Annotated in this window: 10 protein-coding genes; 4 read left to right on the top strand and 6 right to left on the bottom strand. The window is 75.7% G+C overall.

Annotated elements, in window-relative coordinates; translation table 11 throughout:
• Positions 1-110: 110 nt before the first annotated feature.
• Together ACQRUO_RS16625 and ACQRUO_RS16620 are read left to right on the top strand one after the other, a co-directional pair.
• Positions 111-6,458: a type I polyketide synthase gene (locus tag ACQRUO_RS16625; protein WP_428316697.1), complete on the top strand. Its 6,348-nt coding sequence runs from the start codon at positions 111-113 to the stop codon at positions 6,456-6,458.
• A complete protein-coding gene (locus ACQRUO_RS16620) occupies positions 6,458-8,173 on the top strand; it encodes a beta-ketoacyl synthase N-terminal-like domain-containing protein (protein ID WP_428316696.1) in 1,716 nt (571 codons plus the stop codon). Before ACQRUO_RS16625 ends, ACQRUO_RS16620 begins: the two co-directional genes overlap by 1 nt.
• 80 nt (positions 8,174-8,253) lie before the next feature.
• Here ACQRUO_RS16620 and ACQRUO_RS16615 read toward each other — a convergent pair whose 3' ends face one another.
• The 6 genes from ACQRUO_RS16615 to ACQRUO_RS16590 all read right to left on the bottom strand — a co-directional run bounded on the left by ACQRUO_RS16615 (position 8,254) and on the right by ACQRUO_RS16590 (position 13,862).
• The gene (locus ACQRUO_RS16615; protein ID WP_428316695.1) at positions 8,254-9,081 is read right to left on the bottom strand and encodes an oxidoreductase; all 828 of its coding nucleotides are present in this window, start codon (positions 9,079-9,081) and stop codon (positions 8,254-8,256) included.
• A 230-nt stretch (positions 9,082-9,311) separates the two neighbouring features.
• A complete protein-coding gene (locus ACQRUO_RS16610; protein WP_428316694.1) occupies positions 9,312-10,091 on the bottom strand; it encodes a thioesterase II family protein in 780 nt (259 codons plus the stop codon).
• The gene (locus tag ACQRUO_RS16605; RefSeq protein WP_428316693.1) at positions 10,088-10,960 is read right to left on the bottom strand and encodes an SDR family NAD(P)-dependent oxidoreductase; all 873 of its coding nucleotides are present in this window, start codon (positions 10,958-10,960) and stop codon (positions 10,088-10,090) included. Before ACQRUO_RS16605 ends, ACQRUO_RS16610 begins: the two co-directional genes overlap by 4 nt.
• A 7-nt stretch (positions 10,961-10,967) precedes the next feature.
• Positions 10,968-11,312, bottom strand: coding sequence for a hypothetical protein (locus ACQRUO_RS16600; RefSeq protein ID WP_428316692.1), 345 nt, complete (start codon positions 11,310-11,312; stop codon positions 10,968-10,970).
• The gene (locus ACQRUO_RS16595; RefSeq protein WP_428316691.1) at positions 11,296-12,303 is read right to left on the bottom strand and encodes a phosphotriesterase family protein; all 1,008 of its coding nucleotides are present in this window, start codon (positions 12,301-12,303) and stop codon (positions 11,296-11,298) included. Before ACQRUO_RS16595 ends, ACQRUO_RS16600 begins: the two co-directional genes overlap by 17 nt.
• A gap of 101 nt (positions 12,304-12,404) precedes the next feature.
• A complete protein-coding gene (locus ACQRUO_RS16590; RefSeq protein ID WP_428316690.1) occupies positions 12,405-13,862 on the bottom strand; it encodes a beta-ketoacyl reductase in 1,458 nt (485 codons plus the stop codon).
• 675 nt (positions 13,863-14,537) lie between these two features.
• Here ACQRUO_RS16590 and ACQRUO_RS16585 point away from each other — a divergent pair.
• Both ACQRUO_RS16585 and ACQRUO_RS16580 read left to right on the top strand, forming a co-directional pair.
• The gene (locus ACQRUO_RS16585) at positions 14,538-16,220 is read left to right on the top strand and encodes an FAD-binding oxidoreductase (protein ID WP_428316689.1); all 1,683 of its coding nucleotides are present in this window, start codon (positions 14,538-14,540) and stop codon (positions 16,218-16,220) included.
• Between the two features lie 57 nt (positions 16,221-16,277).
• Positions 16,278-17,048 carry an AfsR/SARP family transcriptional regulator gene (locus ACQRUO_RS16580; RefSeq protein WP_428316688.1) on the top strand — a complete coding sequence of 257 codons (771 nt, stop codon included), beginning with the start codon at positions 16,278-16,280 and terminating at the stop codon, positions 17,046-17,048.
• The last annotated feature ends 67 nt before the right edge of the window (positions 17,049-17,115 follow it).

Below are 17,115 nucleotides of genomic sequence, written 5' to 3'. Positions count from 1 at the left end.
CACGGCCGGCCGGCGGCCGCGCTCCGGACGGACTCCACCGCCCGGACCGCGGCCGCCCCCGCCCCGGCCGCTTCGACGACTCCTCAGATCTACTGCCCAGGAGACTTCCAGTGACGCACGATCCGACCCAGCTCCTCGCCGTCGTCGGCATGGCCGGACGCTTTCCCGCCGCCCCCGACACCGACTCGTTCTGGCGGCTGATGATGGACCGGGGCGACGCGATCCGCCCGGTACCGGCGGACCGCTGGGACGCCGGCGCGCAGCTCGACCCCGAGTACCAGGTCCAGGCCGTCGGCGGCTTCCTCGACGGCGTACAGGACTTCGACGCGACCTTCTTCGGCATCTCGCCGCGCGAGGCCGTGGCCATCGACCCCCAGCACCGGCTGATGCTGGAGGCGGTCTGGCGGGCCCTGGAGGACGGCGGCCTGCGCGCCGCCGACCTGGCCGGCAGCCGCACCGGCGTCTACGTCGGCGCCAGCTGGCACGACTACGAGACGCTGCGCAAGGAGCGCGGCGCGGGCCACACCCAGCACAGCGCGTTCGGCAACGCGCTGGACGTGATCGCCGCCCGGGTCTCCTACTTCCTGGGCGTGACCGGCCCCAGCCTGACCGTGGAGACCGGCTGCTCCTCCTCCCTGGTCGCCCTGCACCTGGCCGGCCAGGCGCTGCGCTCCGGCGAGATCGAGGCCGCGGTGGTCGGCGGTGTCAACCTGATCCTGGCCCCCGACGTGTCGATCGGCCTGACCCACTTCGGCGGCCTCTCGCCGACCGGGCGCTGCCAGGCCTTCGCCGCCACCGCCGACGGCTTCGTGCGCGGCGAGGGCGTCGCGGCGCTCTGCCTGAAGACCCTGGAGCGCGCGCTGGCCGACGGCGACCGGATCCGCGGCGTCATCGTGCGCACCGCGGTCAACAACGACGGCGGCGGCGAGAGCCTGGTCACCCCCAACCCGGCCGGCCAGGAGGACCTGCTGCGCAGCGCCTACGGCGAGCTGGGCGTCCCGCTGGAGAAGCTCTCCTACATCGAGGCGCACGGCACCGGCACCGGCCGCGGCGACCCGATCGAGACCGGCGCGATCGGCCGCGCGGTGGCGCAGCTGCGCGACCGGGCCGCAGGTCCCCTGCCGATCGGCTCGGTGAAGACCAACATCGGCCACCTGGAGCCGGCCGCCGGGCTGGCCGGCCTGGTCAAGGTGCTGCTCGCGCTGGAGCACCGGACGGTGCCGCCGAGCCTGCACAGCGCCGAGCTGAACCCGGAGATCCCGTTCGAGGAGCTCAACCTGACGGTGGTCCGCGAGCCGCTGGAGCTGCCCGCCGACGGTGACCTCTACATGGGCGTCAACTCCTTCGGCTGGGGCGGCACCAACGCCCACGTGGTGGCGATGAGCGCACCGGCCGGGCCCACCGGGGTCGCGGCCGACGCGGTCACGGACGACGGGGCCGCGACCGAGGACGGCCCCGCGCTGCTGGTGCTCTCCGCGCAGAACGAGGCGGCGCTGGCCCGCCGGGCCGCCGACCTCGGCGCAGCCCTGACCGCGGACCTCGGCGGCGCCCCGACCGGGCACCGGGCACCGCTGGCCGCGCTGGCCGGCACCCTGGGCGCCGGCCGCGACCACTTCGCCGCCCGGCTGGCCCTGGTCGCCGAGCACCCGGGCAGCGCCGCCGAGCAGTTGGCCGCCTTCGTGGCCGACCCGGCCGAACCGGTGGACGGCCTGGTCAGCGGACGCGCCTCGGCGCGCGGCCGGACCGCGTTCGTCTTCCCGGGCCAGGGCTCGCAGTGGGCCGGCATGGGCCGCGAGCTGTACGCCGTCGATCCGGTCTTCGCCGCCACCATCGACCGCTGCGCCCGGGCGCTGGCCCCGCACGTGGACTGGGACCTGACCGCGGTGGTCACCGGCGCGGCCGGCGAGGACTGGCTGACCGAGGTGGACCAGGTGCAGCCCACCCTGTGGGCGGTCTCGGTCGCGCTCGCCGAGGTCTGGCGGGCCGCGGGCGTCGAGCCCGACGTGGTGATCGGGCACAGTCAGGGCGAGGTGAGCGCCGCCACCGTGGCCGGCATCCTCTCCTACGAGGACGCGGCCCTGGTGGTCGCGGGGCGCAGCACCGTGGTCAAGCGCACCTCGGGCCACGGCCGGATGCTGGCCGTCGACCTGAGCCCGGAGGCCGCCGCGAAGGCGCTGGAGGGCTTCGAGGAGAGCGTCTCGCTGGCCGTCAACAACGGCCCGCGCTCCTGCGTGCTGTCCGGCGACGGCGACTCGGTGCTGGTGCTCAAGGAGCTGCTGGAGGCCGAGGGCACCTTCTGCCGGCTGGTCAACGTGGACTACGCCTCGCACAGCCCGCAGATGGACGAGCTGCACCAGGACCTGCTCACCGCCCTGGCCCCGGTGCGTCCGCGCACCGGCGGCACCCCGCTGTTCTCCACCGTCCGGCTGGCCGAGTTCACCGGCCCCGAGATGGACGCCGCGTACTGGGCGGAGAACCTGCGCCGCCCGGTGCTGTTCGCCGACGCCGTCCAACGGCTCTTCGACGAGGGCGTCACCCACGTGGTGGAGATCAGCCCGCACCCGATCCTGGCGAACGCGCTCGCCGAGCTGGCCGCCGAACGGGCCGAGCAGCCCCGGGTGCTGACCACGCTGCGCCGCAAGTCCGGCAGCCCGGCCGACCTGGAGCTGGCGCTGGCCCGCGGCTACGTGGCCGGTCTGGAGCCGTTCGGCCGGCTCTCCCGGGCCGGTCACGCGCCGGCCCCGGGCTACCCGTGGCAGCGCCAGAACTACTGGGTCCAGCCGGCGCGCGGCGGGCGGCGCGGCGGCGACCTGGCCTTCGCGCTGAACCCCGCGGTCACCGAGCGGGACCTGTGGCAGGGCGAGCTGGAGCTGGGTCAGGAGGACACGCCCTGGCTGACCGACCACCGGGTGCACGAGGCCGTGGTGCTGCCCGGGGTGGCGATGCTCTCACTGGCGGTGGACGCCGCCGTGGTGCGCACCGGCGCGGTGCCGGGGGCGCTCGCCGAGGTCGAGTTCAGCGACAACCTGACGCTCGGCCAGGACCCGGCCCGGCTCGCGGTGCTGTGGCGCGAGGACATCGCCGAGGGCGCGGGCTTCACGCTGGCCTCGCTGCCGGCCCAGGGCACCGACTGGTCCACCCACGCCACCGCCCGGCTGGCGCTGCACCGGCCCGCGGCGGGTGCGGCGGCCTTCCCGGCGCACCTGACCCGGGGCACCGAGCAGCAGGTGGCCGCCTTCTACGCCGACTGCGCCGCCCGCGGGCTGAACTACGGGCCCACCTTCCAGGGGCTGCAGCGGCTGTTCACCGGCGCCGACGCGGCGGGCGGAGCGCCGGCCGAGGCGCTGGGCGAGGCGCTGGGCGAGGTCGTGCTGCCGGAGCGCTGCCGGGCCGGCGCCCGCGCGCACGGCCTGCACCCCGCGCTCTGGGACGCCGCCCTCCAGGTCTCGCTGACCCTGCGGGAGGACGGGCGCACGGTGGTGCCCCGGTCGATCGGGCGGGTCGAGCTGCACCAGGAGCCCGCCGAGCCGGTCACCCACCTCTGGTCGCACGCGGTGCGCCGCGGCGACACCGTCTACGACCTGTACCTGTTCGACGCCGAGCGGCGGCCGCTGATCAGCATGACCGGCCTGGTGCTGCAGCCGCTGGCGGACTCCGCGGTGGCCGGCGCCGACGAGTCCCGGGACTACCGCCTCGACCTGGTCGAGCAGCCCCGGGCGGCGGCCGCGGCCGGGGCGCTGCCGGAGCCGAGCGGCCCCTGGTGGGTCTACGGTCCCGACGCGGCCGAGCTCGCCGCGGCCCTGGGCGCGGGCGCCGAGGTGCGCAGCGAGCCGCCGGTCGCGGGCGAGGCCCCCGCCGGGCTGGTCTTCACCGCGCCGACCGCCGCGCACGGGCTGGGCGCGCAGCGCCTGGGCCTGCTGACGCTGACCGAGCTGGTCCGGGCCGGGGTGGCGCTGGTGACCCCGCCGAAGCTGGTGGTGGTCACCCGGCAGGCGCAGGCCGCCGGGGCCGCGGACCGGCCCGACCCGGGCGCGGGGCTGTACTGGGGCTTCGGCCGGGTGCTGCGCCGCGAACACCCCGAGCTGCGGCCGCTGCTGCTGGACGTCGGCGGGGAGACCGAGGAGGCCGTGCCGGGCACCGGGTGGGCCGCCGGGGTCGCCGCCGAGCTGGCGGCGCTCGACGACGAGGACCAGGTGGTGCTGCGGGCCGGTCGCCGGCTGGTCGGCCGACTGGTCACCGGCTCGGCCGCCACCGAGGAGGACGCGGCCGGCGCTGCCGACGGCTCCGCCGCGGGCCGGCCCGCCTGGCAGCGCCCGGAACGGGCCTACCGCCTCTCGCCGGACCGGCCCGGGCTCTGGGAGGGCCTGGCCTTCCGGCCGCTGCACCGCCGCCCGCCGCAGGCCGGCGAGGTGGAGGTCGCCGTCACCGCCTCCGGGCTGAACTTCCTCGACGTGATGAAGACCATGGGCAGCTACCCCGACCCCTACGGCGCCACCCTGCTCGGCACCGAGTGCGCGGGCACCGTGGTCGCGGTCGGCGACGGGGTGCCGGACCTGGCGGTGGGCGACCGGGTCGTCGCCTGCGGGTTGCCGGCGCTGGCCTCGCACCTGACCGTGCGGGCCGACCACGTCCGCCCGATCCCCGCGACCATGAGCGACCGGGACGCGGCGGCGCTGCCCACCGTGCTGGCCACCGCCTGGTACGGGCTGGTCGAGCTGGCCCGGCTGGCCCCGGGCGAGACCGTGCTGATCCACTCGGCCGCCGGCGGACTGGGCCTGGCCGCCGTGCAGATCGCCCGACTGCTCGGCGCCACCGTGATCGCCACCGCCGGCAGCGAGCGCAAGCGGCAGCACCTGGCCGCGCTCGGCGTGACGCACGTGCTGGACTCCCGCTCGCTGGCCTGGGCCGACCAGGTCCGCGGGATCACCGGGGGCCGCGGCGTCGACGTGGTGCTCAACTCGCTCACCGGGGCGGCGATCCCGCGCGGCCTGGCGGCGCTGGCCGAGGGCGGCCGGTTCGTCGAGGTGGGCAAGAAGGACATCTACGGCTCCCGGACCATCGCGCTGGACGCCTTCCGCAAGGGCATCAGCCTCTCCTCGGTCGACCTGATCGCCCTGATGGTCCGTCAGCCGGAGCGGTTCGCCCGGGTGCTGGCCGCGGTCTGGGAGCGGGTCGCGGACGGGCGGCTCACGCCGCTGCCGGTGACCGCCCACCCGGTCGGCGAGGCCGCCGAGGCGCTGCGGGCGATGTCCCACGGCGAGCACATCGGCAAGTTCGTGCTCACCGCCGAGCCCGGTGCGCTGCCCCCGGTCGGCCCCGAGCCGTTCACCGACGGGCGGCTGCGGCCGGACGCCGCCTACCTGATCACCGGCGGTCTGGGTGCCCTCGGCCTCTCGCTCGCCGAGCACCTGGCGGACCGCGGCGCGGGCGCGCTCGCCCTGCTCGGCCGCTCGGCGCCGAGCGAGGCCGCGGCGCAGCGGATCGCGGCGCTGCGCGAGCGCGGGGTGCAGGTCGCCCACCACCGGGTGGACGTGGCCGATCCGGCCGCGCTGGCCGGGGTGCTGGACCTGGTCCGCACCCAGCTCGGCCCGCTGCGCGGGGTGGTGCACGCGGCCGGGTTGCTCGACGACGCCACCGTGCTCAACCTGACCCCCGCCCAGCTGGAGCGGGTGCTGGCCCCGAAGATCGACGGCGCCCGTCACCTGGACGCCGCCACCGCCGGGGACCCGCTCGACTTCTTCGTGCTCTTCTCCTCCGCCGCGGCGCTGATCGGCAACGCCGGGCAGGCCGCCTACGCGGCCGCCAACTCCTACCTGGACACGCTGGCCCAGGCCCGCCGCCGGCGCGGCCTGCCCGCGCTGAGCGTCCAGTGGGGGCCCTTCACCGGGATCGGCCTGGCCGCCGCCGACGACCTGCGCGGCTCCCGGCTGGCCGAGCGCGGCATGGGCGGCTTCACCGCCGAGGAGGCCTGGCGGGCGCTGGACGGCTACCTCGGCTCGGCCGACCTCCAGCAGGTCTCCTACCTGGACCTGGACCTGCGCCAGTGGTTCGACTCCTACCCGGACACCGCCGGCCTGGCCAGCTGGAGCCTGCTGCGGCAGGCGGCCCGGCAGGGCGGCCCGGCGGCGGGCGGCAACGAGTTCCTCGCCGGGCTCGCCGCGACGACCCCCGAGGAGCGGGCCGCCCTGGTGGAGGGCCGGGTGCGCGAACTGGCCGGCCGGGTGCTGCGCCTGGAGGCCGGGACGATCGACCGGGAGAGCGCCTTCAAGTCCCTCGGCCTGGACTCGCTGATGGGGCTGGAGTTCCGCAACCGGCTGGAGTCGGCCTTCGGCCTGCGGCTCTCCCCCACCCTGCTGTGGACCTACGGCACCGTGCGCGCGCTCTCCGGGGCGCTCGTGGAGCGGCTGGCGGAGTCCACGGCGGCGGGGACCGACGGCACCGACGGGACGGCGGCCTGATGACCACCACGACCTCCCCCGCCCTCACCCGGGCCATGGAGACCATCCGCCGGCTGCGGGCCGAACTGGCCGCCGCCCAGGCCGACCAGCCGCTGGCGGTGGTCGGGATCGGCCTGCGCCTGCCGGGCAGCATCGCCGACGTGGACGGCTACTGGCAGGCCCTGGCCGCCGGCCGCGACCTGACCGGCCCGCTGCCGGAACGGCGCAAGGGCCCGTTCGCCGACCGGTGGGCCGGCCTGCCGCAGCACGGCGGCTTCCTGGACGAGGTGCTGGACTTCGACGCGGAGTTCTTCGGCATCAGCGAACGGGAGGCCCGGGCCCTGGACCCGCAGCAGCGCCTGCTGCTGGAGACCGCCTGGGAGGCACTGGACGACGCCGCGCTGCCCGCGCCCCGGATCGGGGCGCTGCGCACCGGCTTCTTCGTCGGCATCACCAACCGGGACTACGACGACTGGCGACCCGCCGAGTCCGACTTCCTCTGGGGCGTGGGCAACGCACACTGCTACGCGGCCGGGCGGGTCGCCTACACCCTGGGCTTCACCGGCCCGTCGATGACCGTGGACACCTCCTGCTCGTCCTCGCTGGTCGCCGTCCACCTGGCCCGCCAGGCCCTGGTCCGCGGCGAGTGCGACCTCGCGCTCGCCGCGGGCGTCAACCTGATCGTCTCGCCGGGCTCCACCCGGCTGATCGCCCAGTCCGCGCTGCTCGCCCCCGACGGCCGGTGCAAGCCCTTCGACGCGGCGGCCAACGGCTTCACCCGCTCCGAGGGCTGCGGAGTGGTGGTGCTCAAGCGGCTGGCCGACGCCGAACGGGACGGGGACCGGATCCACGCCGTGGTGCAGGGCACGGCGGTCAACCAGGACGGCCGCTCGGCCAGCATCACCGCGCCCAACGTGCTCTCCCAGATCGACCTCTTCCGGGCCGCCCTGGCGGACGCGGGCCTGACCGCGGACGACATCGGCCTGGTCGAGGCGCACGGCACCGGCACGGCGCTGGGCGACCCGATCGAGATGGAGGCGATCGTCGCCGGCCTGGACCGCAAGGCCGGCTCGCCCCCGCTGCGGGTCGGCTCGGTCAAGGCCAACCTGGGGCACCTGGAGTCGGCAGCGGGCATGGCCGGCCTGATCAAGGCGGTGCTCTGCGTGCGGCACGGCGCCGTTCCGCCGCTCACCCACTTCCGCACCCTCAACCCGCGGATCGACCTGACCGGCACCGGCATCACCCTGCCGACCGCGCTGGAACCCTGGACGGACGGCGGGCGGTTCGCGGCCGTCAGCTCCTTCGGGATGAGCGGCACCAACGCCCAGGTGATCGTGGGAGCGGCACCGGAGGCCGGGGTGGAGGTACCGACGCCGGCCCCGGTCACCGGGTTCGAACTGTCCGCCCGCACCCCGCAGGCCCTGCGCGCGCTGGCCGACGCCTACCGGCAGCGGCTGGGCGAGCTGACGGACGACCAGTACGGCGCGTTCGCCTACACCGCCACCCACGGACGCGCCCGCCACCCGCACCGCGCCCGGATCACCGCCCCCGACCCGGCCACCGCCCGCGCCGCCCTCACGGCGCTGGCCACCGGCACCCCCACCGCGGCGGTCACCCTGACCACCGACGACACCCCGGCCCCCGCCGCGGACCTCCCCCGCACCGTCCTCGACCTCCCCCACTACCCGTGGCAGCGCCGGCACCTGGCGGTCGAGCCGGAGCGCACCGACGCCTGACCGCGTCACCACCGAACAGCCGCCAACCACGCCGGTGGCGCTGCCCTGACCTGGGCAGCGCCACCGGCCGTTCGCATCCGTCAGACGGAGGTGGCGAGCGCCACCGGGCGCCACTGGTCGAGCTCCCGCCGCACCAGGTCCAGCTTGGCCTCGACCCGGTCGACCGCGTCCGCGCCCAACTGCAGGCGCAGCGGGGGCTCGGCGGCCTCGGTCACGTCGACGATGGCGTGCGCCGCCTTCACCGGGTCGCCCGGCTGGCGGCCGTCGTTCCGGGCCAGCGCCTCGCGCACCGCACCCGCGCCCGCGGTGTAGTCGGTGATGGTGGCCGGCTCGGTCCGCAGGCTGGAGCCGCTCAGGAAGTCCGTGCGGAAGCCGCCCGGCTCGACGATCGTGACCCGGACCCCGAGCGGAGCCAGCTCGCCGTGCAGCGCCTCGGAGATGCCTTCGAGGGCGAACTTCGAGGCGCCGTACACCCCGACCGCCGGTGCGGTGGCGAACCCGCCCACCGAGCCGATGGTCAGGACGTGCCCGGACCGCTGGGCGCGCAGCGTCGGCAGGGTCGCCCGCAGGGTGTTGAGCACGCCGAACACGTTGACGTCGAAGAGCGCCCGGGCAGCCTCGTCCGAGGTCTCCTCGACCGCGCCGACGAGGCCGTACCCGGCGTTGTTGACCACCACGTCGATCCGCCCGAACCTGGCCAGCCCGGCCGCCACGGCGTCGGCCAGCTGCGCCGGCTCGGTCACGTCCGCCTGCACCGCCAGCAGTCCGTCCGGCTGCTGCGGGTACGCCTCGAGCACCGCCGCGGCGTCCCGCGCCGTGGCGATCACGCGGTGCCCGCGCTCCAGGGCCGCCCGGGTGATCTCCGCGCCGAGCCCGCGCGATGCTCCGGTGACCAACCACACGCTCATGTTTCTCTCCCCGTTGTGATGAACCGACGGCTCGACGCTAGTTCCTAGAGTCGGGTCTAGATCAACTGCCGGATTCCCGCCCGCGGCCCGTACAGCCCGACAGCCCCACGCCGGCGGCGTGGGGCTGTCGGGCCGCGGGGCCGTCGGGCTGCGCGGGGGAACGGGCTGTCAGGCTGTGCGGTGCGCGGTGTGCAGCGGCGAACACGGGCCAGGCCCGCCCAGGACACCCCCTACCCCGGCACCAGCTCCGGGAGGCGGTCCGTGGCCTCGGTCAGCACCGCGCGCAGCACGGGCGCGTGGCGCGGTTCCCCGAAGGCGAAGTGGCCGCCGCTGAGGGTGACCACGCGGCAGGCCGCGGTGGTGTGGTGCTGCCACTCGGGGAGGGTGGCGGGGTCCACCAGCGGGTCGGCCAGGCCGCCGAGGACCGTGATCGGCAGGTCGACACGCAGCGCCGCGAAGTCCGCCGCCGCCGCCTCGCCCAGGCGCAGGTCGGCGGCCAGCCGGGCGAGCAGGCCGGCCCGGAGGTCGGCGTCGGCGAGGACGGCCGCCGGGGTGTCGCCGGCCGCACCGAAGACCTCCAGCAGCTCCGCCTCGGTCCTGGCCCGCAGCGCGGCCCGGGGGCGGTCGCCGGGGACCTGCGCGGCGAGCACCAGGTGCGCGCAGTTCGCGGCCCCCAGGCGGGCGGCGGTGTGCAGGGCGAGCAGGGCGCCGACGCTGCAGCCGAAGAGCACCAGCGGCAGCGGCGGCAGCCCGTCCAGCGCCGCTGGCACCCGGGTCAGCAGCTCGGCCAGGTCGGTGGCGTCGGGGGCCTCGGCGAAGCGGTGCTCGCGGCCGGGCAGCGTCACCCCGAGGACCTCCAGGTCGGCGGGCAGCAGCGCCGCGAGCCCGGCCAGCGCGTGCGGTCCGGACCCGGCGTGCGGGAAGAGCAGGACCCGCCCGCGCGGCCGCTCGGGCACCCGCAGCTCGGTGAACCAGAGCTCGGCCTCGCGCACCAGCACCCCGCCCCTCACGCGCCCTCCTCGAACGGGGCCAGCAGCGCCTGCGTCACCTCGCGCAGCCGGGCCCGACCCACGGCGTCGTACACCGCGTCGTGCGCCCGGCCGCGGCGGCTGCCGTCGAAGTACTCGCCGCTGTAGGAGCCGCCGGCGGGGCCGATGGCCAGGTTCAACACCGGGGCCACCCCGGCGCTGGCCGGCACCCAGGGGGCCAGGCCGGTCTCGCGCACCTGGCGGGTGTCCATGAAGGTGGCCGGGTGCAGGCAGTTGACGGTGATGCCGAGGTCGCGGACCTCCTCGGCCAGGTCCACGGTGAACGCCGCCAGCGCGAACTTGCTCCGGAAGTAGGCGTCGGCGCCGCCGTAGTGGTGGTCCATCCGCAGGTCGCGCAGGTCCACGGGGGCCTGCCCGATCGAACCCACGTTGACCACCCGGGCCGGGGCGGAGGCCGCCAGCAGCGGGACCAGCAGCCTGGCCAGCAGGGCCGGGGCCAGGTAGTTGACCGCGAGCCGGAGTTCGTGGCCGTCGGCGCTCAACTCCCGGGTGCGGTGCGGCGGCGGGCCGGCGCCGATCCCGGCGTTGTTGATCAGGACGTGCAGTTCGGCGTGCTCCGCGCGGATCCGGTCGGCCAGCGCCCGGACCTCGGCCAGCGCGGACAGGTCGGCCACCAGTGGGTCGGCCTCGCCGCCGGCCGCGCGCAGTTCGGCGGCCAGCGCCTCGGTGCGGGCCCGGTCACGGCCGTGCACCAGCACGTGCCGGCCCTGCTCGGCCAGGCTCACGGCGAGCTCGCGCCCGAGCCCGGAGGTGGCGCCGGTGACCAGCACCGTGCGGCGGCCGCCGCCGGGTGCGGCGGACCCGCCGCCGATCGTGGCGATGGTGTTCATCGTCTGCTCACTCTCCTCGTTCGCCCGTCGGTTCCGGCATCCTCAGTTCCACCGCGACCATCACCAGGGTCCGGTCGGAGGTGTTGGTCAGGTAGTGGCTGAAGGGCAGCCGGTCGGGACCGTTGAACCGCACGTCCCCGGTCGACACCGCGCCCTTCGCCAGGAGTTCGCCGTCCGGACTGCGCGACTCCCCCTCCGCCCCGGAGACCACGATGCTCACCCAGGGGTGGCGGTGGGTGTGGGCGGGCCGGCTGCCACCGGGCGGGACCCGCTCGACCCAGACCTTCACGAAGGGCTGGTCCACCACCAGTTCGGTCTCCAGCTCCTGCCACGGCTCAGCGTGCTCCGGCACCGGCCACCTCCCCGATCGCACCGAGCAGCCGCTGCGGGTTCTGCTCGAAGAAGGTGGCGAGCAGCGCGTCGTCCACCCCGGCGGCACGCAGCTGCGGCAGCACCCGCAGGTGCAGGTGCGAGTAACTCCACTGCGGTGACAGCGCGGCCCGTTGCTCCTGCGTCACGTGGTCGATGAACGAGGCGCAGTCGTGCGACAGCAGCAGCGACCCGGCGTACCCGTCCTCGGCCAGCGCGACGGCGTTCGCCACCCGCGCGGCGTCCGGGAAGAGGGCTTCCATGCCGAACCGGTCGATGCCCAGGAAGGCCCCGGTGGCGGCCAGTTCGCGCAGGTGGCCGAGGTCCTCGCTCTCGCCCGCGTGGGCCAGCACCACGTGGTCGGCGGGTACGCCCCGGTCGGTGAGCAGCTCCAGCACGCCGAGCGCGTTGCGGCTCACCGGGTCGGTGTGCACCACCACGGGCACGCCGGTGCGCCGGTGCACCTCGGCGACGGCATCCGCCAACCGGCGGACCGTGGCGTCGGGTTCGGGCTGCTCGGTGGCGAACTTGAGCAGGGCGGCGCGCACCGAGCTGCCGGCGATGCCGTCGCGGATGTCGGCCTCCAGCAGGTCGACCACCGGCTCGGGTCCCTCCAGCAGGGCGCCGGGACCCCGGTAGCGGATGATCTGCGGCAGGCCGTCGATCGCGTAGATGCCGGTGGCGAGCACGATGTTCACCCGGGTGCGGGCGGCCACCTGCTCGACCAGCCCGAGGTCGCGGCCCTGCCCGAGCACGGTCATGTCGACGATGGTGCGCACGCCGAGCTCGTAGGCGGCCTCCAGCTGGGCCGCGGCGAGCTCGACGCCGGCCGCGTGGTCCCAGAGGTCCGGGTAGTTCTGGTGGAACTCGGGGTTGCGGACGAAGAGGTGCTCGTGCGGGAGCACCACACCGAGCTGGTCGGCGGCCACCTCGCCGCGCACGGTGGGCACGCCGGGCCGGGATTGCGGGGTCACGGAAGGTCTCCTGAGGGTTCGTCGGTCCTGCGGTTCGGCAGGCTGTTCGCTGTTCGGGAAGGCGCCCGGCGGCTCCGGGCCGCCGCTGCTCCGCTACTCCGCTACTCCGCCAGCTCGGCCAGCAGCGGGCTGGGTCGGACGTAGGTGAAGGCGAGCGCGAACCGCTCCCACTCCACCTCGGCGATGACCACGTCCGGGTCGGTGCCGGCCAGCGACAGCTCCAGGGCCGCCATCGCGGCGGCCGGGGGCATCGAGGTCAGGCCCAGGCGGTTGAGCTGGGCGGAGTGTTCGGGGTTGTCGGCGGCCATGCCCTGGTCCGCCCACGGCCCCCAGGCGAACGCGCCGCCGGCCAGACCGCGGCCGCGGCGCCGGGCGACCAGCGCGTCCAGGTAGGCGTTGGCCGCGGAGTAGGCGCCCAGGCCCCCGCCGCCGCCCCAGATGCCGGCGATCGAGGAGAAGACCAGGAAGGCGTCGAGGGGGGTGTCGCCGACCAGTTCGTCCAGGTGCGCGCCGCCGGCGACCTTGGCGGTGATGGCATGGGCCAGCGTCGCGAGGTCGGTGTCGGCGAGCGCGGCGGCCCGGTCGACCCCGGCCGTGTGCACCACGGCGGTCAGCGGCAGCTCGGGCGGCACCTCCCGGAGGACCCGGGCCAGCGCCTCGCGGTCCGCCACGTCGCAGGCCGCCACCGTCACCCGGGCCCCCGCCCGCTCCAGCTCGGCGCGCAGCTCCGCCGCACCGGGCGCCGCGGGGCCGCGCCGGCCGGTCAGCACCAGGTGTTCGGCGCCGTGCCCGGCCGCCCAGCGGGCCAGGTCGCCGCCGAGCGCCCCGGTGCCGCCGGTGATCAGCACCGTGCCGCGCGGCTGCCAGCGGCTGCGCGCGCCCGCCGCGACGGGCGCGGCACGGGCCACCCGGCGGGCGAAGGCCCGCTCCGCCCGGACCGCGACCTGGTCCTCGCCGCACCCCGCGAGCACGCCGAGCAGCCGGTCCGCCACCCCGGTGTCCCAAACGGCGGCCGCCGGCAGGTCCAGCAGCCCGCCCCAGCGGTCGGGGTGCTCCAGGGCGGCCACCCGGCCCAGGCCCCAGACCTGTGCCTGCAGCGGGGCGGTCAGCAGGTCCTCGGGGCCGACCGAGACCGCGCCGCTGGTGACGCACCAGAGCGGCGCGGGCGCGGCGGCCTCGCCCAGCGACCGGATCAGGGCCAGGGTGGCCGCCAGCCCGGCGGTCACCGCCGGGTGGTCGGCGCGCGGGCGCTCGTCCAGGCCCAGCAGGGAGAGCATCCCGGCCGGGGCCGCCCCGCCGGCCCATACGGCCTGCTGCGCGGTGGGCAGCGCCGCCTCCGGGGCGAGGCCGTCGACCTCGACCCGGCGGACGGTCGCGCCCGCCCGGGTCAGCGCCTGCGCGCAGGCGTCCGCCAGCCGGGCGGCGGGCGGGACGGCGGCGGCGGGCGGCAGCAGGAGCAGCCAGTCGCCCGGGACACCGTCATGTGCGTTCACTGCCAAGGGCGTCCAGCTGACGCGGTAGCGCCAGTCGGCCACCAGCTGCTCGGTCGACACGGACATTGGGCCGTCAGCCTCCAGGCTCGGGATCCGGATGGCCGCGCCCGGCTCGGTCACGGGCGGCGGCGGACAGGGGCGCGCCCCGGGACTCGGCCGACGGACCCGGCGCTGGCTCGGGGTCGTCGGTGCGGGCGCGGGCGCTCCTGATCGCCGAGCCTAGTCGGCTGCTCCGCTGCCCGGCCGCAGTGCGGCCAGGCCCGGCCCACGGCTGCGCCAGAGTGCCGCTGGAACGGCCTCCGGGCACCGGGTGCCGGCCGACCGTCAAGCCGCACCCGCCCGTCCCCGAGCGGTCCTTGAGTGTGGGTCAAGCCGCTCTTGACTGGGCCCGCCCCGCTCCTCGCACCCGTACCGAGAGTGACCGCAACGCGCATCGATCCGCTGCTCAGCGTTCCGAGCCGGGTCCCGTGCGGGCTGTCATGCCCCGAACGGGCCCTGTCCACACCGGGATTGCTCATCGCCGTACCCGCTGCGCACCGTGATACACAGAGCTCGAACGCAGGTCCTCCGCACCTTGGCGTCTCCGCAACGCGGCGTCTCCGCAACGCGGCGTCTCCGTACCTGCGCCTCTCCATACCTGCGCCTCTGCGCACCTGCGCCCCTTCGAACAGCTACGCCCCCGGACGCGCCGCGACTCCCGATCCGCCGTCCGCCCGGGCCGACCCCAAGGTGGGACACACGTTGAACCATGTCAGCCGTCGTCGATTCCTCTCCGTCTCGGCCGCCGGCGGTGCCGCGGTCTCGCTGGCCGCCGCCGGAGCCGGCCCGGCCCTGGCGGACGGCAGCACCGGCTCGAGCGGCTCCGCCGCCGCCGGCGCCACGACCAGCACCAGCACCAGCACCAGCAGCGGCCTGTTCGGCTGTCCGCCGGCCGGGGCCGTGACCGTCACCCCGACCGACCCGCGGTACGGCTACCTGACCGCCCGCGGCGCGAACCGGCGCTTCACCTCGACCGCCGCGACGATCCACCAGGTGTTCACCCCGCAGCAGGTGGTCGCGGCCGTGGCCCAGGAGGTGGCGGCCGGGCGGCAGATCGCCGTGCGCAGCGGCGGCCACTGCCTGGACGCGCTGGTGGACGTGCCCGCGGTGCAGTCGGTGATCGACGTCTCCCAGATGAAGGACGTCTACTTCGACCCGACCCACCAGGCCTTCGCCGTCGAGTCCGGCGCGATGCTGCAGGACGTGTACAAGCAGCTGCTGCTCGGCTGGGGCGTGGTGGTCCCCGGCGGCACCTGCCCGACCGTGGGCATCGGCGGCTACGTGCAGGGCGGCGGCTTCGGCTCGATGACGCGGCAGTACGGCTTCTGCGTGGACCACCTCTACGGCGTCGAGGTGGTCACGGTGGACGCCGCGAACAACGTCCAGCTGGTGGTGGCGACCAACGACCCGGCCGACCCCAACCAGGACCTCTGGTGGGCGCACACCGGCGCGGGCGGCGGCAACTACGGCGTGGTGACCCGCTACCTGTTCCGTTCCCCGAACGCCACCGGCACCGACCCCGGCACCCTGCTGCCCGCCCCGCCGGCCACCAACCTGGTGACCACGGTGGCCTGGCCGTGGAGCGGCCTGACCCAGAACGACTTCGTCACCCTGGTCACCAACTACGGCACCTGGATGGCGGCCAACAGCGCGGACGGCAGCCCGTACGCGAGCATGTTCAGCGCGCTGATCCTGGAGCAGGCCAGCGCCGGCGCGTGCGCGATGGTCTGCGAGATCGACGGCACGCTGCCGAACGCGGCCGACCTGATGAGCTCGTTCGTGGCCGCGGTGAACGCGGGCGTCAGCGCCCCCTCCAAGGTCACCCAGGTCCCGATGCCCTGGCTGGACGCCCAACTGGCCGGCCTGTACGGCGGGTCGGCGGGTGCGCTCAACCGGAACAAGGGCAAGGGCGCCTACCTGCGCAGCCCGTACACCGCCGCGCAGGCCACCACGCTCTACACCTACCTCTCCAGCGACACCTACTCGGGCCTGGGCGCGCTCGCCCTGTTCTCCTTCGGCTGCCGCGCCAACACCGTGGCGCCGTCGGCGACCGCGAACCCGCACCGTGACTCGATCATGCTCAGCTACCTGGCCACCTACTGGTCCGACCCCACCCAGGACGACCAGCACATCGCCTGGCTGCGCGCCTTCTACACCGAGCTGTACGGGACCACCGGCGGGGTGCCGGCGCCGGGCACCGGCACCGACGGCAGCTACATCAACTACCCCGACGTGGACCTGGCCGATCCCGCCCAGAACACCTCGGGCATCCCCTGGTCGACCATCTACTTCAAGGACAACTACGCCCGGCTGCAGGCGATCAAGCAGCGCTACGACCCGCAGAACCTGTTCCGGCACCCGCTCTCCGTCCAGCTGCCGGGCTGAACCGACCGACCGATCCGCCGTCCTGTCCGGCGCGCAAGCACTCAAGGGGGATTCGACTTGCGTTACGAGCTTCTGGGGCCGCCTCGCCTGGTCCGCGACGGTGAGGAGTTCCTGCTCAGCGCCGCCAAGCTGGAGCTGCTGCTCTGCACCCTGCTGGCCCGCACCGACCAGACCGTCGCGAGCCACCAGTTGCTCGACGAGCTGTGGCCCGACCACCCGCCCCGGCGCGCCGAGGCGAGCCTGCACGTCTACGTCTCGCAGCTGCGCAAGTTCCTCGCCGGCCTGGGCGACGGCGAGCAGCCGATCGTCACCCGCTCGCCCGGCTACATGCTCCGCCTCGGCCCGGACCGACTCGACCTGCAGGACTTCCAGGAGACCCTGGCCGGGGGCCGCGAGCCGCTCACCAAGGGGCACCCGAAGGAGGCGGGGCTGGCCTTCGAGGCGGCGCTCGCGCTCGGCCGCGGGCCGGTGCTGGGCGGGCTCGGGGGCGGGCCGATCCTGGCCGGCCTGACCACCCGGTTCGAGGAGTCCCGGCTGGAGTGCCTGGAGCTGATGATCGAGGCGAAGCTGCGGCAGAACCGGCACCGGGAGGTGGTCGGGCTGCTGTACTCGCTGATCACCGAGCACCCGTTGCGCGAGGCCTTCTACCAGTTCCTGATGGTGGCGCTGCACCGGTCCGACCGGCAGGCCGACGCGCTGCTGGTCTACCAGCGGGCCCGGCGGACCATGATCGACGAGGTCGGGGTGGAACCCTGCCGCGCGCTGCGCGACCTGCACGAGGCGATCCTGCTGGAGAACCGGATGCCACCGCTGCAGATCGCGGTCTGAGACGGCCTGACGCGGCCTGACGCGCCGGTAGGACCGAACGGCGGGCTGCCGACGGGGATCCCCGTCG

This window comes from Kitasatospora sp. LaBMicrA B282, assembly GCF_050325825.1.
Taxonomy (GTDB): Bacteria; Actinomycetota; Actinomycetes; order Streptomycetales; family Streptomycetaceae; genus Kitasatospora.
Note: the sequence above shows the minus strand (reverse complement) of the source record. Positions and strands in the feature narration are given on the sequence as shown.